This is a genomic window from Limibacillus sp., from assembly GCA_037379885.1.
GTDB lineage: Bacteria > Pseudomonadota > Alphaproteobacteria > Kiloniellales > CECT-8803 > JARRJC01.
In genome coordinates this window covers 50,456-70,887 of record JARRJC010000024.1, presented here as the reverse complement: position 1 = coordinate 70,887, position 20,432 = coordinate 50,456, and the positions used below count along the sequence as shown (strand labels likewise).

Genomic DNA, 20,432 nt, shown 5'->3' with positions numbered 1-20,432 from the left:
TAGGCCCCGCGGGCCAGCCCGATCTCCAGCCGCCCATCGCAGAGGATGTCGGTCATGGCCGCCTCGCCCGCCAGTTTGATGGGATGCCAGAAGGGCGCGACGATGGTGCCGGTGCCAAGGCGCACCCGGCTGGTCCGGCGCGCCAGATCAACGAGGTTCAAGAAGGGGTTCGGCGCGATGGTGAAGTTCATGCCGTGATGTTCGCCGGTCCAGATCGCTTCGAAGCCAGCGTCTTCGGCCATGTCGCAGAGTTCCAGGAACTCAGCGTGCAGGCGGCGCATGTCCTGATTGGGATCCAGACGCTCCATGTGGGCAAAGAGAGAGAACTTCATGACCGCTCCTCCTCTTCCGGCAGGGGTTCAACCGCTCCTTCCTCAGCGGTGCCTATGTAGAGACCAAAGGCGCTTGCCTTCCGCTCCCGGCGGTAGCGCTCCAGCATGCTCTTCAGCGCCGGGTCGGCGATGCGCTCCCAGGGCAGGTCGTCCAGCGCGAAGAAGCGCCGGTTGCCGCCGGGATTGACGATCTCGCCGACCGCCTCGCCGCGATAGACCACGACTTCTTTGCCGGACTCCTCATAGACCGCGAAGAGGAACGGCAGACGCGCTGAGACCCCCTCCTTCTTCAGAAGGCCTATCAGGCTCTCCGGGTCATCCGGGCGCCCGAAGCGCGGCGCCCTGGGCAGGCTCAGCCGGTTGCTCACCGGGTCGTTCAGCAGGAAGATCGTATCGCCCCGTTCCACGATGGCGGCGACGCTCAGGTGCCCGGAGTCCTCGGCGGCCCGCAGCGCCATGCGGTTCAACTCAAAGGAAAGGTAAGCCCCCCGGCAGTAGGCGAGCGGCTCCTCCCCGTTGCTGTCGAAGGCCAGAACCCGACCGATCAGGATCGCATGGTCCCCGGCCTTCACCACCTGCTCCAGCGCACAGTCGAACCAGGCGACCACGCCATCGAGCACCGGTGCACCGCTCTTCTCCTTGCGCCAAGGAACGGCATCGAACTTGCGGGCGCCCAGCGTCGCGAAGGCCACGGAAGCGTCGCGCTGGGCGGCTGAGAGCACGTTGATGGCGAAATGCTCGGCCTTCAGGAAGGCCTCGTAGCTGCCTGCCGTCTTGGCCAGGCATACGAGAAGGAGGGGTGGATCGAGAGAGACCGAGGTAAAGGAGTTCGCCGTGAAGCCCCAAGGCTTCCCATCGCAGTCCAGCGTGGTTGCGATGGTGACGCCGGTCGTGAAAGCGCCGAAAGCGCGCCGAAGCGCGCGCTCGTCGTAGGGCGCCTCGCCGCTGGAGGGACCCGTCCCCTCGATATCTCTGCTGGGTGTTCCGGATGTCATGCTGCCAACCCCAATCAAAAACCAGGATTGGCACACACCGATTAGGCTCACTGCGTGCCCACTTGAGCGCTTTGGATTTCCATTACGCCCAGACCCGACCGTCTGTCAATGCAAGTGACGAGAGGCGTCAAAGGCGCTAGCCGGACTGCCGTTGGCTTGACCCTGAGAGGCATTCCGTTAACTTGTCCGACAACCTGACGAAATAGTCGGGAACAAGAATGGAGCGAGGGAGGCCTTCTTCATGGCCCTGCCACGGGTGCGATCGTCCTTATCGGACCGCATCGCCCAAGACCTGTCGGAGCGCATTCTGGAGGGCGAGTTCGCCTCGGGCGACCGTCTGCCCACCGAAAGCGCGCTGGCCGGTCACTACGATGCCGGGCGCAGCGCCGTGCGCGAAGCCATCGCACGCCTGCGCCGGGACGGCATCGTGGTGACGCGCCAGGGCGCCGGCGCCTTCGTGGCCGCTTCCAGCGGAAACGTCTTCCGGCTCGACAGCACCGACGATCAAGAGCATCTGCGCGCACTCTATGAGTTGCGCGCCGCCGTGGAATGCGATGCGGCTGCCCTGGCGGCCAAGCGGGCGTCGCCGGAAGCGCTTGAGGAAATGCAGCGCAGCTTCGAGCTGCTTGAGCGTGAAACGCGCGACGGCGGGCAGGGCCAGGAAGCAGACCTCGCCTTTCATCTCAGCATCGCCGAGGCGAGCGGAAATGAGCTCTTCGTAAAGCTGTTGAAGCTCTTGGACAGCCAGATTCTGGAGCAGATCGGCATTGCGCGCAGCAACAGTTCACGCTCCCAAGGCTTGCCCGAAAAGGTGCTGGCCGAGCACCGCGCGATCCTCAAGGCGGTGGAAGCGCGCGATCCCGAACAGGCGCATGCCGCCACGCTCACGCACCTCAAGGGCGCCTGCAACCGGCTCGACTGCGGAGAGATCGGAGCATGATCGCCGCGGGAATGTTTCATAAGGACTCGACCCACAGGTCGGCATCGGCAATGCTCATGCCAACCAAAGGGGTCGCCGCTGACGGCGCCGGCTACTGCGTCGAGGGTACCAGCGGGTCCGCCGCACTGACGGACCCCCCTGCCCGACCCGAATCCCGACGGTGCTGCTGGGCACTGGCGGAGACCATATACGAGATCTGAACCAAGGGAGGTTTATAACCAATGGCTCTTACCCGTCGTCTCATGTTGACCGCCATGGCCGCGGTCGTTTCCACCGGCCTGGCAACCGGCAGCAAGCCGGCCGAGGCCCAGGACACCAACTACATCCTGGCCACCGCCTCCACCGGCGGCACCTACTATCCCGTCGGCGTGGCGCTCGCCACCCTGACCAAGGTCAAGCTGCAGCCCGGCGAGGGCATCGGCATGTCCGCCATCAACTCCGCCGGTTCCGGCGAGAACGTGCGGCTGATCCGCGAGAAAGAGGCGCAGTTCGCCATTCTGCAGGGCCTCTTCGGCTTCTACGCCGTCAACGGCGTCGGCCCGGTCGAGGCGGACGGCAAGCAGGAGCATCTGCGTTCGATCTCCATGCTGTGGCAGAACGTCGAGCAGTTCATCATCTCGAACGACTACGCCGAGACCGGCACCATCTCCGACTTCATGAAGCTGAAGGGCACGACGGTCGCGATGGGCCGTCAGAACTCCGGCACCATCGGCTCCAACAAAATGATCATGCAGAACCTGGGCGTCGACATGGATGCGGAGTTCGAGCAGTACTACGCCGGGTACGGCCCCTCGGCCGAAGCGCTCCAGAACGGCCAGGTCACCGGCGTCGGCATGCCCGGCGGCGTGCCCACCGGCGCCGTTTCCCAGCTTCTGGCTTCTGCTTCCGACAGCGTCACCTTCCTGTCCATGACCGAAGAGCAGATGAAGCAAGCCGACGGCGGCATGGGCCTCTGGACGCCCTACACCATCCCAGCCGGTTCCTACCCGAACCAGGACGAGGACATCCAGACCATCGCCCAGCCCAACTTCCTGGCCGTGCACGCGGATATCCCGGAGGAGCATGTCTACCTGATCACCAAGACGATCTATGAGAACCTTGCCTTCCTCCAGGCGATCCACCCGGCCACCAAGGCCATGGCCATCGAAAAGGCCATCGCCGGCCTGCCCGCGCCGCTGCATCCCGGCGCCGCGCGCTACTACAAGGAAGTCGGCATCGACATCCCTGAGAGCCTGATGGCCAAGTAAGGCCGGGCTTTCGAGCTTCGGAAAACCAGGGGCGGCGACGGGCATCCGCGCCGCCCCTTTTCCGATCGCCCTAAGCGGCGAAAGACGAATAACGGGCGCCGGGATAGGCGCCGCCTTGGGCTAGGGAGCAAGGGATGAGTGACAAGCAATCCGCTGCGGCGGCAAGTCAGGACAGCGAGGAAGGCGGCAGCCTCCTGCGCGGCCTCGAGTCGCCCTGGAAGGAGATCACCTTCACGTTGGGTGTGATCATCTCGCTGGCGCACCTCTACTTCGCGCTGATCGCCGATGTCTCCGAATTGATGCGGAACGCTTTCCACTTCGCGGGCTTCGCGCTGCTTTGCTCGATCTACTACCCCGCCTTCAAGAACAACCGCTTCTTCGTCAAGGGCGGCGGGTTCTGGATAGACCTGACGCTGGGAATTCTGGCAGCCGCCTCGGCGATCTACATCGCCTCCGCGGAGAACGCGATCTACGACCGGGGCGTCAGGTTGGTGACCCTGGACTGGCTGGCCGGCTTCACCCTGATCATTTGCGCCATTGAGTTCACGCGGCGCACCGCCGGCCTGGTGATCCCGATCCTGATCATCCTGTCACTCACCTACATCTCCTTCTGGGGGCAGTACCTGGGCGGCGTGTTCCAGTTCCGCGGGCTCTCGCTAGAGACCGTGATGTTCCGTTCGCTCTACGGCGACGACGCGATCTTTGGCACCATCGCGCGCATCTCTTCGACCTATGTGTTCCTCTTCATCATCTTCGGCGCCTTCCTGCTGCGCTCCGGCGCGGGCGACTTCGTGATCGACCTGGCGCGCGCGGTCGCGGGAAAGCTGATCGGCGGGCCCGGCATCGTGGCTGTCATCGCCTCCGGCCTGACCGGCACCATCTCCGGCTCGGCGGTCGCCAACACCGCTTCGACCGGCGTCATCACCATCCCCTTGATGAAGCGCGCCGGTTTCCCGGCATAGTTTGCCGCGGGGGTGGAGGCTTCCGCCTCGACGGGCGGACAGCTCATGCCGCCGATCATGGGCGCAGGCGCCTTCGTCATGGCCAGCTACACGCTGATCCCCTATGAGCGCATCGTCGCCGTGGCCGCCCTCCCCGCGATCCTCTACTTCGCCTCCATCGCGTTCTTCGTGCGCATCGAAGCCAAGCGACAGGGCATGCAGCCCATGCAAGCGGAGGGCCCGACTCTGGGCGCCGCCATGAAGAAGGGCGGCGCCAGTTTCATCATCCCCATCACGGTCTTGATCACGCTTCTGGTGGTCGGCTTCACCCCGACCTACGCCGCCGTCATCGGCTGCGGAACCGTGGTGGCCTCAAGCTGGCTCACGCAGAGTCCCATGGGCCCCCGCGCCATCCTAGAGGCCCTGGCCCTGGGCGCGCGCAACATGATCATGACGGCGATCCTGCTCTGTGCGGTGGGGCTGATCATCAACGTCATCGCGACCGCGGGAATCGGCAACACCTTCTCGCTCATGATCTCCGACTGGGCGGGCGGCAATCTGCTTCTGGCCATCATACTCGTGGGCCTCGCCTCGCTCGTGCTCGGCATGGGGTTGCCGGTGACCGCGGCCTACATCGTTCTGGCGACCCTTTCGGCGCCCGCCATCGCCGGTATGATCTCGGACTCCGTCCTGATCGAGCACCTGGTGAACGGGACCTTGCCGGATGCGGGCAAGGCCGTGCTGATGCTGGCCAAGCCCGACGCCATGACCGCGCTCGCGGCCCCCATGCCAATGGAGGAAGCCAGCGCCCTCATCCACAGCCTGCCTCTGGAGTTGGCCGCCTCGCTGCGTGAGACCGCCCTGTCGCAGGACGCGCTCACCCTGGCGCTGCTTTCGGCGCACATGATCATCTTCTGGCTCAGTCAGGACTCAAACGTGACCCCGCCGGTCTGCCTCGCCGCCTTCACCGGCGCGGCGATCGCAAAGTCGCCGCCCATGGCGACCGGATTCCAGAGTTGGAAGATCGCCAAGGGTCTCTACATCGTGCCGATCCTGTTCGCCTACACGCCGCTGCTTTCCGGCGATTGGCTCCTGGCCTTGCAGATCTTCGGTTTCGCGCTGGTGGGCATCTACGGACTGGCGGCCAGCTTCCAGGGCTGCATGGAGCGGCCCATGAACCCGCTGTTCCGGCTCCTGGCGCTCGCGGCCGGGATCGCCTGTCTCTGGCCTTGGAGCCTGCTCGCCAACTTCGCCGGCGTTGCGGCGGTCGTGGCCCTGCTGGCCGTCAACCTGACCCTGGCCAAGCCTGCGCCGCCTTTGGAGACCGCACCCTGAGCTTCGCCTAGGCACCCAACTCCTCGCGCAGGATCTCCAGCTCCAGCCAGCGCTCCTCTGCGGCTTCCAGCTCCGCCTGCTTGCGCGAAAGGGCGTCGGCGCTGGCGCGGAAGCGTTCGGGTTCACGCTGGTAGAGGGTGCCGTCCTCCAGCGCCAGTTGCAGCGCCGCAATCTCCTCGCGGAGCTTCTCCATCTCACCGGGCAAGGTCTGCAAGGCGTGCTTTTCCTTGAAGGAGAGCTTCCGCTTCGCCTCCGGGGTCTTTTCCACGCTGGAAGGGCCGGTCTTGGGCTTGCCGTCCCTCGGCTTCTCCTTGACCAGCGCCCCCGGCTTCGCGCCGCGCTGGGCGAGCATGTCTGAATAGCCGCCCGCGTACTCGACCCAACGCCCCTCGCCCTCGGCCAGGATCACCGAGGTCGCGACCCGGTCCAGAAAGTCACGGTCGTGACTGACCAGCAGCAGTGTGCCGCCGTAGTCGGCGAGCAGTTCCTGGAGCAGGTCCAGGGTCTCCAGATCCAGATCGTTGGTCGGCTCATCGAGCACCAGCAGGTTGGAGGGGCGCGCCAGCGCGCGGGCCAGCATAACCCGCCCGCGCTCTCCGCCCGATAAACGCTCGATGGGCGTCCCCGCCTGCTCCGGCAGGAATAGGAAGTCCTTCATATAGCTGACGACGTGGCGCGGCTGGCCGCCGACGAAGACCGTGTCGCCGCCCTCGCCCGCCAGAGCTTCCTTCAGAGTCCAGCGGGGATCGAGGCTTTCGCGCTTCTGGTCCAGGGTCACCATGTCCAGCGTCTGACCCAGCTTGACGGTTCCGCTATCGGGTGCCAGCTGCCCGGTCAGGAGACGCAGCAGCGTGGTCTTTCCGGCCCCGTTCGGGCCGATGAGCCCGACCCTGTCGCCGCGTTGAATGCGGATCGAGAAGTCGCGGACGAGAGAACGCCCTCCAAAAGCCTTGGAGATCGACGCCGCTTCGATGACCGTCTTGCTTGAGGTCTCGGCCTCGCTGGCGGCCATGCGTACGGCGCCCGGCCTCTGGCGCTGCTCGCGCCGCTGCTGGCGCAGGTCCATCAACTTGCGCAGGCGGCCCTGATTGCGCTTGCGCCGCGCCGTCACGCCGTAGCGCAGCCAATCCGCTTCCGCCGCCAACTTGCGGTCCAGCTTGTGGCGCTCGCGCGCTTCCAACTCCAAGGTCTCGTCACGCCAGGCTTCAAAGGCGGAGAATCCCTTTTCCAGAAGTCTCGCCTGCCCCCGGTCGAGCCATAGGGTCGAGTCCGAAAGCGCCTCCAGAAAGCGCCGGTCGTGCGAGATCGTGACCAGCGCTCCGCGCCAGGCCTTCAGCTCTTCCTCCAGCCACTCGATGGCGGGCAGATCCAGGTGGTTCGTCGGCTCGTCGAGCAGCAGGATGTCGGGTTTCGGCGCCAGCACGCGGGCCAGCGCCGCGCGGCGCGCCTCGCCGCCCGAAAGCCGCTCAGGGGACTCCTCGCCGGTCAGCCCCAGATGTTCGAGCAGATAGCGCGCGCGATGGGGATCGGCGGCGGCGTCCAGCCCCTCCTCTACATAGTCCAGCGTCGTCGCATAGCTGCTGAGGTCGGGTTCCTGCGGCAGGTAGCGCAGCGTCGTGCCCTTCTTCAACACCCTCTCCCCCCGGTCCGGCTCGATAAGCCCGGCGGCCACCTTCAGGAGGCTCGACTTGCCGGAACCGTTGCGGCCCACCAGGCAAAGGCGCTGGCCTGCGCCGACGGTCATCTCCGCCCCCTCCAATAGAGGTGGCCCGCCGAAGGTCAGGTGGATCCTGATGACAATGCGGTCGCAGAAGTAATGACACCGGTCTCGCTGGAAGAAGCCCTCAACGGCCCCTGGTCGCGCAGTCTGCAGCCGGGCATGCCCATCACCACCGAGGAGCTGATCGCCGAAGGCGTGGCCTGCGCCAAGCTCGGCGCGGCCGTGATCCATCTTCATGTTTACGACCCGGCGACCGGTCGCCAGCGCGACGACTTCGATGCCTACCGCGCCGTGATCGAGGGCATCCGCGAAGAGGTCGATGCCATCGTCTATCCCACCTTGCCGCTGAGCGGCTCGGCCGACGCGCCGGAGCCCATGTCCCCCGAAGCCCGGTTCGAGGCGACCCGTAAGTTGGCCGAGGCGGGACTTATCGAATGGGCGGTGATCGATCCGGGCAGCGCCACCTTCGCCAGCTTTGCGGAGATCGAAGCCGACCGCCCCGGCTTTCTCTACAGCAATCCGGAAGCGGACGTGCGCTACGGCCTGGCGCTCGCCAGAGATCGCGGTTTCCATCCCAGCTACGCCATCTATGAGCCCGGCTTCGCGCGGCTGGGCGCGGCCCTCGCCGCACGCTATCCGGGGCTGCCCAAGCCACTCTACCGCTTCATGTTCTCCGAGGGTTTCGCCTTTGGCTATCCGCCGCGCGGCTACGCGCTGGAAAGCTATCTGAAACTGATGGAGGAGCTTGACCCGGACGCCCCCTGGATGATCGGCGGCCTGCAGGTGGACGTGCTTCCGCTCGCGGGCGAAGCACTGGCGCGGGGCGGGCATCTGCGGGTCGGGCTGGAGGACGCTCCCTTCGGCAGCGACTGGAGCAACACCCGCTGGACGGAAGCGGCCTTGGGGGAAATCCAGAAGGCGGGCGCGCGGCCGGCCACCGCGCCGGAGGTTCGGGCGCGCTTCAGCGCCGCGTGACGTAGACCACCAGGAGCGCGGCAAACACCAGGAATCCCCAAAGCCAGGGACTGCTGAATGAGATATGGAGAGGGCCCAACTCGAAGCTCTGCGAGCCGATTTGCCCCGTCGTGCGGGACACCGCCCCTCCGACCGAACCGCCAACGCCGTCGAACTGCAGCCAGGTCATGGCGCTCCTCTCCCCGATTGCTTACAGTCGAGCCCAGTCTAGCAGAAAAGCATCGCAATCTATTAGTGAAACAAAGGTTTTCGCCGCGGCATGCCGACCATCGCACTCTTCCGTTTCTGGTACGAAGGCAACTCCTTTTCTCCCCTTCCGGCCCGCGAGGCGGACTTCCGTTCCCGCGAATGGTTTTCCGGCAAGGCGGCGGCTGACTTCTATCGGGGCAAGGCGCTGGAGCCCGGCGGCGCAATCACCGCCGCGGAGCGCCACGGCGACGTCGAGATCCTGTTTCTCGATTGCCTTGCGGCTTACCCGGCGGGGCCGATTGAGGCGGGTCTCTTCCCGGCCTATCAGGATCGGCTTTTCGAGCAGCTCGGGAGCCGCGCGTGGGACGGAGTCTACGCCAGCCTTCACGGCGCCAGCGTCTGCGAGGATATCGAGCAGCCGGAACTCTGCTTGCTGCGCGCACTGCGCCAGGTGATTGGGGAGACTCCCCTCGCCCTCAGCTTCGATCTTCACGCGAACCTGAACCCGGAGATCGGGCGCCTGGCGGAGATCATCGTCGGCTACAAGACCCACCCGCACATCGACATGGCCGAGACTGGGGAAAAGGCCATGAGCCTGCTGCTGCGCCAGATCGAGGGGGAGATCGCCGCCCATTCCACGATCCTGCCTGCGGACTTCCTGCCGACGTCCTTCAATATGCGGACCGACGATGGCCCCATGGCCGAGATGGCGGAGCTGGCGGCCCGCTGCGCCGAGGACAACGGCCTTCTCGACGTCACGGTCTTCGGGGGCTTTGCCTGCGCGGACAGCCCTGATAGCGGCGCTGCCATCAGTCTTTGCGGGGAGGCCGGTGGCGCGGCCCTCTCCGCCATGGGTCAACCCTTGCGCGAGGCCTACCGCCGTCTCGCTCCAGACTTCGAACAACCGCTCCCCGCGCCCGGGGAGGTCTTGGGCGAGCTTCTGGCAAGCGCCACGCAGCGGCCCGTCGCCGTGCTGGAGCCCTCTGACAACGTCTTCTCGGGCGGTGCGGGCGACACGCCGGGCCTGCTGCGCGCAGTCCTGGCGGAGAAACCCACGCGGCCCTGCGTCTTTGCCTTCTTCTGGGACCCGGAACTTGTGGAGGAAGCAGTCAGGGCCGGAGAAGGCGCGGAGATGGACTGCCGTCTGGGCGGAAGGCTCAGCGACAGCTTCGGCGCGCCGCTTGAGCTCACGGTCCAAGTTGAGCGGCTCGTCCAGGGTACTTTCAGGAACCGGGGGCCCATGGAGGCGGGCCTGGAGGTCGATCCCGGCCCCTCCGCCATCCTGCGCAGCGGACAGGTCCGCATCCTCGTGACCAGCCGCATCGTGCCGGTGAACGACCCCGCCTACTTCGAGCATTTCGGCCTCGCGCTGGAGCCCACGACGCTCTTTTTCGTCAAGGCCAAGAACCACTTCCGCGCCGCCTTCACCGGCCTCTTCGAGCGTTTCGTGCCTGTGGAGACGCCCGGCCCCGCCCCTTCGGACATCCTGAGCCTGCCCTTCGAGCGGGTGCCCCGCGCGCGCCTGCTCTTCGGGCGCGCGCCCCATGTCAGCAAGCGGGAACCGCGGCTGCGCGAGGCGCGGGCGGAGGACGCCGAAGCGATCGCGGCCCTTCACGCCGAGAGCTGGCGATCGACCTACCGGGGCATCCTCTCAGATGATTATCTGGAGGGAGAGATCCATGAAGAGCGCGCACGCTTCTGGCGGGACTTCCTGGCGCGAAGGCATCCCGGCGATCTGGTCATCCTGGCCGAGGGAGATGAGGGGCTGTTGGGGTTCATCGCGCTGGTCGACGAGGATCCGGACTACGACGCCCTTATTGAGAATCTGCACGTCGAACCCGAACAGCGCGGCAGCGGTCTCGGTCGAAAACTGCTCGCCGAGGCCTGCCGCCGCTTGATCGCCCAGGGCAAAAACTCGGTCTGTCTCTGGGTATTCGACGACAACGCCGCGGCCTTCGCCTTCTATCTGCGCCTGGGCGGAAAGGTCGACAAGAAGACCAGCGATCCTGATGCGCCGCCGAGCGAGGCCGACAGCCGAATCGGATGGCATGACCTGCCCGCCCTCTTGGCGGCCTGTGAAGCAAAGCGAGGAAAGGGAACGGCATGAGCGAGAAACGCGTCTTGGTGACAGGGGCTTCTTCGGGTATCGGGAAAGCCTGCGTGGCGGCCTTCGCCGGGGCCGGATACAAGCTGCTGGCGGCCGGGCGCAGCGAAGAGAGGCTTGCGAAGCTGAAGGAGGCGAACCCGGAGATAGCGCTTTGGAGCGGTGATATACGCGACCCCGCCGCCTGCGCTCGCCTCGCCAAGGCAGCGGAAGAGACTTTCGGTGCGCTGGATTGTCTGGTGAACGCCGCCGGCGTGATCTACCGCCGCACGGTGGAGGAAACCAGCGACGAGGAGTGGCGGGAGACTTTGGAAGCGAACCTTCATGCGCCCTTCTACCTCAGCCGCGCCTGCCTGCCCCTGATCCGGGCCGCCGGAGGAGGCTCCATCGTCAACATCGCCTCGGACTGGGGCATGGTCGGCGGCGAGCGGGCCGCGGCCTACTGCGCGTCGAAGGGCGGCCTGGTGCTGCTTACGAGAGCCATGGCGCGCGACCATGCGGGCGAAGGAATCCGTATCAATGCGGTCTGTCCCGGCGACGTGGATACCCCGATGCTGACCGCCGAGGCCCGGCAGAGCGGACAAGACCCCTCCGAGGCGCTGGCCGCCAGCAACGCGGAGTCGCCCTCCGGACGGGTCACGCTGCCCGAGGAGGTCGCCGCCCTCGTGCTCTTTCTCGCTTCCGGAGACTCAAAGCAGATCAATGGCGCCGCCTACGTCATCGACGGCGGGGCGACCGCCTAGGAGGGATCGGATGTTTTGCGTCTTCGCCTCGGAGCCTTTGCCTCGGGCGGCTTCTGCGGTCATCATCTGAGGCATGAGCGACTTGCCCCTGACCGTCGACCAGATCGCCATCTTCGCCATTCTGGCCGGGCTGTTGGGCCTGCTCGCCTGGGGCCGCTATCGCTATGATGTGGTCGCCTTTGCCGCGCTGGTGCTTGCCGTCCTGCTGGGACTGGTGCCGAGCGCGGATGCCTTCTCAGGCTTCGGGCATCCAGCGACGGTCACGGTGGCTCTGGTCCTGATCCTCAGCCGGGCGCTGTCGGACTCCGGCGCCCTGGACCCCATAGCAAAGGCCCTGGAGCCCTTGCGCGGCAGCACGACCGGACATGTCGCCGGCCTGTCAGGCGTCGGGGCGGCCCTGTCGGCGGTCATGAACAACGTCGGCGCGCTCGGGCTTCTCATGCCGGTGGCCCTGAAAAGCGCGGCCAAGAGCAAGCAGCCCGCCGGGATGCTTTTGATGCCGCTCTCTTTCGGCTGCATTCTGGGCGGCCTGGTGACCCTTATCGGCACGCCGCCCAACATCATCATCGCCGCCTACCGGGGTGAGGCGTTGGGTGAACCTTTCCGCATGTTCGACTTCACGCCGGTCGGCGGGGCGGTCGCGCTTGCCGGGCTCCTGTTCATGGCGCTGGCCGGCTGGCGCATCGTGCCGAAGCGGAGGGCGGAGGGCGGCGAAAGCCTCTTCGACCTCGGCGACTACCTGAGCGAGATCGAGATCACCAAGGACTCAGAAGGCGTTGGCAAGACGCGCCGCGAGATCGAGGAAATGACCGAGGAGATCAGCGTCGAACTGGTGGCGCTGATGCGGCGCGGCCGCCGCCTGCCCCGTCTGGCCGCCTATGAGGTCTTCGAGGAAGGCGACCACCTGCTGATCGAAGGCACGCCGGAGGAGATCGAACGCTTTCTCAAGACGACCGGCTTCACTCTCTCGGAAAGCAAGGGCAAGGCCGCCGAAGTTCTGGAGTCCAGCGAGGGTGAGGTGATGGAGGCGGCGGTCCCGCCCCAGTCGGCCCTCATTGGGCGGACACTGGGCCAACTCCGCCTCGCCAGCAGTCACAACATCGTGCCGCTCGGCCTCGCGCGTCAGGGAAAGCCCTATAGGGGGCGGCTGCGCGACCTGCGGCTGAGGGCTGGCGACGTGCTGCTGCTTCACGGGGATCGGGGACACCTTGCCGAGGGCCTCCAGAAGCTCGATCTTCTGCCGCTCGCCGAGCGCGGCCTCAGCTACGGAAGCGGGCGCAGCGCTCCCTGGGTCGTGGGGGTCTTCGCCATCGCCATTCTCTCCGCCAGTTTGGGCTTCGTGTCGATCACCGTGGCCTTCGCCGCAGCGGTCGCCGCGCTGGTCCTGGGCGGCTTCCTGCCGCTGCGAAAGATCTATGAATCGGTCGAATGGCCGGTGATCGTGCTGCTGGGCGCGCTCATCCCCGTCGGCAGCGCGCTGGAGACCACAGGCGCCACGCAGGTGATCGTCGACGGCATCCTGGCCGTGACAGAGGGCCTTCCGACCCTTGTGGTTCTGGCGATGGTGCTGGTTGTCACCATGACCGTCTCCGACCTTCTGAACAACGCCGCCACCGCCGTCATCATGGCGCCGATTTCGGTGACCCTGGCCGAACGCCTGTCGTCCAATCCCGACGCCTTCCTGATGGCCGTGGCGCTGGGCGCTTCCTGCGCGTTCCTGACCCCGATCGGGCATCAGAACAACGCTCTCATCCTGGGTCCCGGGGGGTTCCGCTTCGGGGATTACTGGCGTGTCGGCCTGCCCCTGGAGATCATCATCGTGGCCGTCGCCCTGCCCATGATCCTCATGGTCTGGCCGCTCTGATCCGAGCGTCTGGATCACGGGCGCTGCGGCGGCTGGCGGCGCACTGCGGCTGTGCTATTCTGAGGCTTCCGGAAAGAGACAGCTGGAAAGACCTTCGATCATGGAAACCTCCGTCGATTCCTTGACGCGCGATTTACTGGAATGGCTGAGCGGCGGCCCGCGCCCCTACAGCGAGACCATGGAGGCCTGGCGCACCTCCTGCCCCCGGCTGGATGTCTGGGAGCAGGCCTTGCAGGCAGGCTACGTACGGCGCTGTCAGCCCCCTGACGCCCCATCGCCCAGGGTCGAACTGACGCCAAAGGGCGAGGCTTTTTTGAGCCGCCGACCGCACTGAAAATCGTCCCACCTGCCTCCGCTTGCGCGTCTGCACGCGCTGGCCTATGACAGGGCGATAGCGCGCTTCCTGGCGCCCGCTTTTCCGCTTCTATCTCCAACGAGGACTCCGCCATGCCCCAGACCTCCATCCCCTGCCTCTTCATGCGCGGGGGTTCGTCGCGCGGCCCCTACTTCAACCGCGCCGATCTGCCCGAAAGCCTTGAGGAACTCGGCGAGGTTTTGATCGCCGCCGTGGGAGCCGGTCATCCGCTCAACATCGACGGTGTCGGCGGCGGCGCGGCGGTCACCACCAAGACGGCGATGATCTCCCCCTCGGAGGATGACTGGGCGGAGATCGACTACTTCTTCTGTCAGGTGAAGGTGGACGAGAAGGTCGCGGACTTCGGCCCGACCTGCGGCAACATCCTCTCCGGCATCGGCCCCGCCGCAATCGAAATGGGCATGGTCCCGGTCCAGGACGGCGAGACCCGCGTGAAGATCCGCGCGGTCAACACCGGGGCGCGCATCGAAGCCGTCGTGCAGACGCCCGGCGGCAAGGTGGAGTACGAGGGCTCAGCCGCCATCGACGGCGTGCCCGGCACGGCGGCCCCGATCACGCTGAACTTCAAGGACGTGGTCGGCTCCAAGACCGGCGCCCTCTTCCCGACCGGCTCGGCCAAGGACCTTGTGGGCGGCATCGAGGTCACCTGCATCGACGTGGCCATGCCCATCGTGGTGGCGCGCGCCTCTGACTTCGGCCTGACCGGCTACGAGACCGCCAAGGAACTGGACGCCAACCGCGATTTCTACGCGAAGTTCGAGGCCATCCGGCAGGAAGCCGGCAAGCTGATGGGCATGGGCGACGTCTCCAAGTCCGTCACGCCCAAGTTCGCGGTCCTGAGCGAGCCGCGCGCCGACGGCGCGATCTCCGCGCGCTATTTCATGCCCTGGAACTGCCACCCCTCCATGGCGGTGACCGGATCGATCTGCCTCGGCTGCTGCGCCCTGGCGCCGGGCACGGTGGCCGAGGGCCTGACCCGGCTTCCCGAGGGCAGCCCCGCGGTCATCGGGATCGAGCATCCCATGGGCAAGATCGACGTCAGCGCCGACTACGAGATCAAGGATGGCGTGTTCGATCTGAAGAGCGCCGGCATCCTTCGAACCGCTCGTCTTCTGATGCGCGGCGACATCCAGGTGCCCGCATCCGTCTGGGGCGGAAAGTAACGCCGGGCTCGCCCCTTCATCTACTTTTGTATACGCTCGTGCTTCAAAGTACGGAGCACAAGCGTGCCATGAACAAAAAACCGGATAAGTCCGCCTCCTCCCACGTCGACGCCTATGACCAGCTTCTGGCGGCGATCGACAGCGGAGAACTCCCGCCCGGCTCGCGGCTGCGGGAATCGCAGCTCGCCGAACGCTTCGGGATCAGCCGGACACCGGTCCGCGAGGCGCTGCGCCGTCTGGAAGCGCAAGGCCTGGTCGCGCATGAGCCGCATCGCGGCGTGGTGGTGGCGCAGCTGGATTACGACCAATTGGGCGAGCTCTACGCGGTCCGTGAGGTGCTTGAGGGCACGGCGGCCCGCCTCGCGGCGCGCCACGCCTCGCCCGAGGAGATCGAGATTCTGCGCGACCTCGTCGCCGACCACGCCGGCATGGTCGACGATCCGCAAGGCTTGGCCGAGGCGAACAAGCGCTTCCACCGGCAGATCAACCGCGCCTGTCACAACCGCTATCTGAACGCGATGCTGGAGAACATGCGGGTCAATCTGGCGCTGCTCTCCGGCACCACCTTCACGCTTGCCGAGCGCCGGCAGGTGGTGGCGGCGGAGCATGCCGGAATCGTCGAAGCGATCGCGGAGGGCGACGAGGAGAAAGCCGAGATGCTGGCCCGGCGCCATATCTCCAACGGCTACAAGGCCCGCGTGGCACTGGCCGCCCGCGACTGATCCCTCGCGAGAGCACCCGCCCGCTAGAGCACCCGCTTGACCAGCAGGGGTGCGCCCAGGATGACGATGAAGACGCGCAGCACATGGTGCAGCGCCACGAAGGCCACGTCGGCCCCCGCCACGATGGCGAGGATGGTCATCTCCGCCTGCCCGCCCGGCGCGTAGGCCAAAAGCGCCTCCAGCGGCGGTGCTGCCCCCATGGCCACGACGATCTGCTCGAACAGCAGCGCCAGCAGGAAGAGCGCGGCGCAGTAGCCGACCGCGGCGACAACCAGATGCCGCAGCTCGGAGAGCGTCAAACCCAGATACTTCGAGCCCACGCTCATCCCGATGACGAGCTGCGCCACGACGATCAACTCGGCGGGCGGGCGGTGCTCGATGAACCCGGTAAGGCTGAGCCCGGCCCCCAGGAGCATGGGGCCCGTGATCCCGGCGCCGAACAAGCCGATCCGCTTGGCCGCCCACCATCCGAAGCCAGCCGCAAAGGCCATGAGCGCGAGCTCCTGGACCGGAATCGCCTCCGCCGGAGCCCCGCTGCCCACCCGGCTCGGGTCCAGACCATAAAGCCCGGTGATGACGAAGGGCAGGACCGCCACGATGATCAGCACGCGCGTCGCGTGCACCAGGGAGAGCGCGCGCACATTGGCGCCCGCCTCCTCGCCGAAGATCGTCATGTCCTGCAAGCCGCCCGGCATGGCGGAGAAATAGGCGGTCGGCGCATCGAAGCCGCAGACCTTCCGGAAGTAGGGATACCCGAAGCCTGCAATGGCCAGGACGTAGAAGGGGACCAGGGCGAGGCTCGCCAGCATCTCCCCCACCCGGTCGAAGAGCTCCGGCTGGAAGGAGCTTCCGATCGCCACACCTAGTATGGTGCGGACCGAGAGGCTGATGGGACGGGGCATGGTGGTCTTCAAACCGGCAAGGCTTACGATGAGACCGGCGAACAGCGGCCCGAGAAGCCAGGGCAGCGGCAGGGAGAAGACGTGGAAGACACCAGCGCCGATCAAGCCGACGACCAGCGTCAGCAGCCAGGTCTTCCAGTTGGCAAGCCGGTGGGCGAGATCGAGCGGCATGGAGAGGGGACGGTCCTTGACGTGATTATGCATGCAAGCGTATACGATCCCTCCGGATAAGGAAAGGCGTTAGCTTTGCTGAGAGACAAGCACTACGACCTCTTGGTGATCGGAGGCGGAAACGCCGCTCTTTGCGCTGCCCTGACGGCCCGCGAACAGGGCGCCAGCGTTCTGGTCTGCGAACATGCGCCGCGCGCGCTCCGAGGCGGCAACAGCCGCCATACCCGCAACCTGCGCTGCTCTCATGACGCGCCCACCGACGTACTGACCGAGAACTATTCCGAAGAGGAGTACTTCGAGGATCTGCTGCGGGTGACCGGCGGCGTCACCAACGAGAAGCTGGCGCGCATGACCATCCACGAGTCGAAGTTCGTCACGCCTTGGATGTACGAGCGTGGCGTACGCTTCCAGCCTTCCCTTGGTGGCACGCTCAGCCTTTCGCGTACGAACGCCTTCTTCCTGGGCGGCGGGAAGGCGCTGGTGAACGCCTACTTCGCCGAGGCTGAGAAGAAGGGCGTGGAAGTCGTCTATGACACCGAAGTGGTCTCCCTCGACATCGAAGAAGGTTTCTTCAAGGGGGCCGAAGTCCGTTACCACGGGTTTCCCGACTACGTGAGGGCCAAGGCGCTGGTCGTCGCGTCCGGCGGCTTTCAGGGCAACATCGAATGGCTGACGGAGGCCTGGGGCCCCTCGGCCGCCAACTTCATCATCCGCGGCACGCCCTTCAACAAGGGCCTGATGCTGCGCGACCTGCTCGCCAAGGGCGCGGAGCCGAACGGCGATCCGACCCAGTGCCATGCGGTGGCCATCGATGCGCGCGCGCCGAAGTTCGACGGCGGCATCGTGACCCGGCTCGACTGCGTGCCCTTTTCCATCGTGGTCAACAACAAGGCCGAACGCTTCTATGACGAGGGCGAGGACGTCTGGCCCAAGCGCTATGCGATCTGGGGCCGGCTGGTCGCGCAGCAGCCCGATCAGATCGCCTATGCGATCATCGACACAAAGTGCCTGAAGCTCTTCATGCCCTCGGTCTTCCCGCCCATCGAGGGCCGGACCATCGAAGAGCTGGCCGGAAAACTGGAGCTGGATCCCGCAAAGCTCTCCAAGACGGTCAAGGGTTTCAACGCCGCCGTTCAGCCCGGGTCGTTTGACCCCAGCGGCCTGGACGGCAGCCGCACCGAAGGGCTGGAGCCGGCGAAGACCAACTGGGCGCGCAAGCTGGACGAGCCGCCCTACTACGCCTATCCCCTGCGCCCCGGCGTGACCTTCACCTATCTGGGCGTCACGGTGGATGAGAAGGCACGGATCCAGATGGCCGACGGCAAGCCCTCGGCGAACATGCTGGCGGCGGGTGAGATCATGGCGGGCAACATCCTGGGACAGGGCTATCTCGCGGGCCTCGGGATGACCATCGGCACGGTCTTCGGAAGGATCGCCGGGCAGGAGGCGGCGCGCTATGTCAATCGCTGAACAACCCGTCTCTCTCGTAGGTCTGGCCCGCGGCCTCCAAGGCGCTACGCTCGAGGAGTCCCGCCGCACCATGGAGATCTGCAACGCCTGCCGCTACTGCGAAGGCTACTGCGCGGTCTTCCCCGCCATGGAACTGCACCGCTCCTTCTCCAATCGGGACCTCGTGCATCTCGCCAACCTCTGTCATGGCTGCAAGGGCTGTTTCTACGCTTGCCAGTACGCGCCGCCCCACGAGTTCGGGCTCAACCTGCCCAAGGTCTTCGCCGAGCTGCGCCGGGAAAGCTACGAGCACCATGCCTGGCCGGGCGCGCTCGCCGGGTTGTTCCAGAAGAACGGGCTCTTCGTCAGCCTTGCGACCGGCCTGCTGCTGATCGCGGTCATGCTGCTCTCAGCGCTTCTGGTCGATCCTCAGGCGCTCTTCGGGGTCAATCGCGGCCCCGGCTCCTTCTACGCCGTCATTCCCTATGAGGTGATGGTGGCGCTCGGCAGCCTCAGCTTCGGCTATGCCGTGCTGGCGCTCGTCATGGGCCTGCGGAACTACTGGCGGGAATCGGGCGCCAAGCAGGTCGGTGGCAAGGCCCTGGCGCTGGGCCTGCACGACGCGCTTACCCTGCGCCACCTGAGCGGCGGCGGCCACGGCTGCAACGACACCCACGAGGGCTTCACCCAGAGCCGGCGCTGGCTGCATCAGGCCATGATGTGGGGCTTTCTGCTGAGCTTCGCCTCGACCTCCGTGGCCACGATCTACGACCATGTTTTCGGGTGGATCGCGCCCTATAGCTGGTACAGCGCGCCGGTGGTTCTCGGCACGCTCGGCGGCTTCGGCCTGACCATCGGATCGGGGGGCCTCTTCTGGATGAAGTTCAAGACCGATCCAGAGCCCACGGCCCAGCGGAACTTCGGCATGGACATGGGCCTGCTGGCCCAGCTCTTCCTTGTCGCCGTTACCGGGCTGGCGCTGCTGTTCTTCCGGCATACCAGCGCCATGGGCATGCTGCTGGTCATTCACCTCGGGTTCGTTCTCGCGCTCTTCGTCTCCCTGCCCTATGGCAAGTTCGTCCACGGGCTCTATCGCTTCGCCGCCCTGGTCCGCCATCACGCCGACCAGCGGGCCGCATCGCAAGAAGAAGGATCAGCCTCATGAAGCCGCTATCCCTGCTGATGCTGGAAGGCGACGGTATCGGGCCCGAGATCACGGCGGCCATGAAAGCCGCGCTGGCGGCCGCGCGGGAGCGCTTCGGGCTGGCCTTCGACATCCAGGAGGCGAAGATAGGCTTCGCCGCGCTGGAGACGGAAGGCAGTACCTTTCCCGAGAGCGTCGGCGAAGCCGCCAAGCGGGCCGACGGCGTCATCATGGGCCCGGTGTCCCACAACGACTATCCACCCAGAGCCGAAGGCGGCTTGAACCCCTCTGGCGAGATGCGCAAGCGCCTGGAGCTCTTCTCGAACCTGCGCCCGGCGCGCACGCGACCCGGTCTTCCCTCCCCGACCGGGCGCGAGTTCGATCTGGTGATCGTGCGCGAGAACACCGAGGGCTTCTACGCCGACCGCACCATGTTCCAGGGCAACGGCGAGTTCATGCCAACCCCCGATCTGGCCATGGCCCTGCGCAAGGTGACCCGCGAGGGCAGCCGCCGCATCGCCGAGGCGGCCTTCACTCAGGCCAAGCTCCGGACGGCGAAGAAAGTGACGGCGGTGCACAAGGCCAACGTCCTGCGGGTGTCCGACGGTTTGTTCCTGGAGGAGTGCCGCAAGGTCGCCGCGCAGCACCCGGACATCGCCTACGAGGAGCAGATCGTCGATGCCGTGGCCGCCTACCTGATCCGCGATCCGGGCCGCTTCGACGTAATCGTGACGACGAACATGTTCGGCGACATCCTCTCCGACGAGGCCTCCGAACTTTCCGGCGGCCTGGGGCTTGCCGCCTCCATCAACCACGGCCACCACCACTGCATGGCCCAGGCCCAGCACGGATCGGCCCCTGACATCGCAGGCGAAGACAAGGCGAACCCCACCTCCCTGATCGGTTCCGTCGCCATGCTGCTGGAATGGCTCTCCGCCCGCCACGACGTTCCGGCCTGCGCAGACGCCGGCCGGACGATGCGCCAGACGCTGGACGACCTTCTGGCGTATCCGGCGACCCGCACGAAGGACCTGGGCGGGCCGCTCGGCACCGCCGCCTTCGGAGAGGCCGTGGCCGAACGGATCGCAGAGGGTTAATCGCCTTGCTCCGCAACCGCTCC

The 20,432-nt window shown here is 66.3% G+C and carries 17 protein-coding genes and 1 pseudogene; 13 read left to right on the top strand and 5 right to left on the bottom strand.

Translation table 11 applies throughout. The features are described 5' to 3' along the window. Together P8X75_09210 and P8X75_09205 are read right to left on the bottom strand one after the other, a co-directional pair. The coding region (locus P8X75_09210; GenBank protein MEJ1995374.1) for an LLM class flavin-dependent oxidoreductase at positions 1-332 on the bottom strand (332 nt) is incomplete at its 3' end. Further along, entirely contained in the window at positions 329-1,327 is a 999-nt protein-coding gene (locus P8X75_09205; GenBank protein MEJ1995373.1) for a flavin reductase family protein, read from the bottom strand. The genes P8X75_09210 and P8X75_09205, both read right to left, overlap by 4 nt. 241 nt (positions 1,328-1,568) lie before the next feature. Between P8X75_09205 and P8X75_09200 the strand changes: the two genes are divergently transcribed. The 3 genes and pseudogenes from P8X75_09200 to P8X75_09190 all read left to right on the top strand — a co-directional run bounded on the left by P8X75_09200 (position 1,569) and on the right by P8X75_09190 (position 5,790). Continuing rightward, positions 1,569-2,267: a FadR/GntR family transcriptional regulator gene (locus P8X75_09200; GenBank protein ID MEJ1995372.1), complete on the top strand. Its 699-nt coding sequence runs from the start codon at positions 1,569-1,571 to the stop codon at positions 2,265-2,267. Between the two features lie 221 nt (positions 2,268-2,488). Continuing rightward, positions 2,489-3,514 (top strand): TAXI family TRAP transporter solute-binding subunit, encoded by a 1,026-nt coding sequence (locus P8X75_09195; protein MEJ1995371.1) that lies wholly within the window; start codon positions 2,489-2,491, stop codon positions 3,512-3,514. Positions 3,515-3,813: 299 nt separating this feature from the next. Next, positions 3,814-5,790, top strand: a pseudogene (locus P8X75_09190) (TRAP transporter fused permease subunit). Between the two features lie 7 nt (positions 5,791-5,797). Here P8X75_09190 and P8X75_09185 read toward each other — a convergent pair. Continuing rightward, complete coding sequence (locus P8X75_09185) at positions 5,798-7,534, bottom strand: ATP-binding cassette domain-containing protein (GenBank protein ID MEJ1995370.1); 1,737 nt, start codon at positions 7,532-7,534, stop codon at positions 5,798-5,800. A 72-nt stretch (positions 7,535-7,606) separates the two neighbouring features. Here P8X75_09185 and P8X75_09180 point away from each other — a divergent pair, with 72 nt between their 5' ends. Beyond that, positions 7,607-8,485, top strand: coding sequence for a 3-keto-5-aminohexanoate cleavage protein (locus P8X75_09180; GenBank protein MEJ1995369.1), 879 nt, complete (start codon positions 7,607-7,609; stop codon positions 8,483-8,485). On the opposite strand, the gene P8X75_09175 is transcribed toward P8X75_09180, so the two are convergent. Continuing rightward, positions 8,472-8,654 (bottom strand): hypothetical protein, encoded by a 183-nt coding sequence (locus P8X75_09175; protein ID MEJ1995368.1) that lies wholly within the window; start codon positions 8,652-8,654, stop codon positions 8,472-8,474. The genes P8X75_09180 and P8X75_09175 overlap by 14 nt on opposite strands. A 90-nt stretch (positions 8,655-8,744) precedes the next feature. Between P8X75_09175 and P8X75_09170 the strand changes: the two genes are divergently transcribed. From P8X75_09170 to P8X75_09145, 6 genes are all read left to right on the top strand, one after another. Then, a complete protein-coding gene (locus P8X75_09170; protein MEJ1995367.1) occupies positions 8,745-10,781 on the top strand; it encodes a GNAT family N-acetyltransferase in 2,037 nt (678 codons plus the stop codon). Continuing rightward, positions 10,778-11,521, top strand: coding sequence for an SDR family NAD(P)-dependent oxidoreductase (locus P8X75_09165; protein MEJ1995366.1), 744 nt, complete (start codon positions 10,778-10,780; stop codon positions 11,519-11,521). Before P8X75_09170 ends, P8X75_09165 begins: the two co-directional genes overlap by 4 nt. Before the next feature lie 73 nt (positions 11,522-11,594). Beyond that, positions 11,595-13,385 carry an SLC13 family permease gene (locus P8X75_09160; protein ID MEJ1995365.1) on the top strand — a complete coding sequence of 597 codons (1,791 nt, stop codon included), beginning with the start codon at positions 11,595-11,597 and terminating at the stop codon, positions 13,383-13,385. Between the two features lie 100 nt (positions 13,386-13,485). Continuing rightward, on the top strand, positions 13,486-13,719 hold the full coding sequence (locus P8X75_09155; protein ID MEJ1995364.1) for a hypothetical protein: 234 nt from the start codon (positions 13,486-13,488) through the stop codon (positions 13,717-13,719). A gap of 113 nt (positions 13,720-13,832) precedes the next feature. Further along, positions 13,833-14,924: a 4-oxalomesaconate tautomerase gene (locus P8X75_09150; GenBank protein MEJ1995363.1), complete on the top strand. Its 1,092-nt coding sequence runs from the start codon at positions 13,833-13,835 to the stop codon at positions 14,922-14,924. Positions 14,925-14,992: 68 nt separating this feature from the next. After that, positions 14,993-15,646 (top strand): GntR family transcriptional regulator, encoded by a 654-nt coding sequence (locus tag P8X75_09145; GenBank protein MEJ1995362.1) that lies wholly within the window; start codon positions 14,993-14,995, stop codon positions 15,644-15,646. Between the two features lie 23 nt (positions 15,647-15,669). Here P8X75_09145 and P8X75_09140 read toward each other — a convergent pair whose 3' ends face one another. Further along, positions 15,670-16,752 (bottom strand): AbrB family transcriptional regulator, encoded by a 1,083-nt coding sequence (locus tag P8X75_09140; protein ID MEJ1995361.1) that lies wholly within the window; start codon positions 16,750-16,752, stop codon positions 15,670-15,672. A 42-nt stretch (positions 16,753-16,794) separates the two neighbouring features. Between P8X75_09140 and tcuA the strand changes: the two genes are divergently transcribed. The 3 genes from tcuA to P8X75_09125 are packed head-to-tail and all read left to right on the top strand — an operon-like array spanning position 16,795 to position 20,409. Beyond that, positions 16,795-18,189 (top strand): FAD-dependent tricarballylate dehydrogenase TcuA, encoded by a 1,395-nt coding sequence (tcuA, locus tag P8X75_09135; protein MEJ1995360.1) that lies wholly within the window; start codon positions 16,795-16,797, stop codon positions 18,187-18,189. After that, positions 18,176-19,333 (top strand): tricarballylate utilization 4Fe-4S protein TcuB, encoded by a 1,158-nt coding sequence (tcuB, locus tag P8X75_09130; protein MEJ1995359.1) that lies wholly within the window; start codon positions 18,176-18,178, stop codon positions 19,331-19,333. The genes tcuA and tcuB overlap by 14 nt, the downstream gene beginning before the upstream one ends. Next, on the top strand, positions 19,330-20,409 hold the full coding sequence (locus P8X75_09125; protein ID MEJ1995358.1) for an isocitrate/isopropylmalate dehydrogenase family protein: 1,080 nt from the start codon (positions 19,330-19,332) through the stop codon (positions 20,407-20,409). Before tcuB ends, P8X75_09125 begins: the two co-directional genes overlap by 4 nt. The last annotated feature ends 23 nt before the right edge of the window (positions 20,410-20,432 follow it).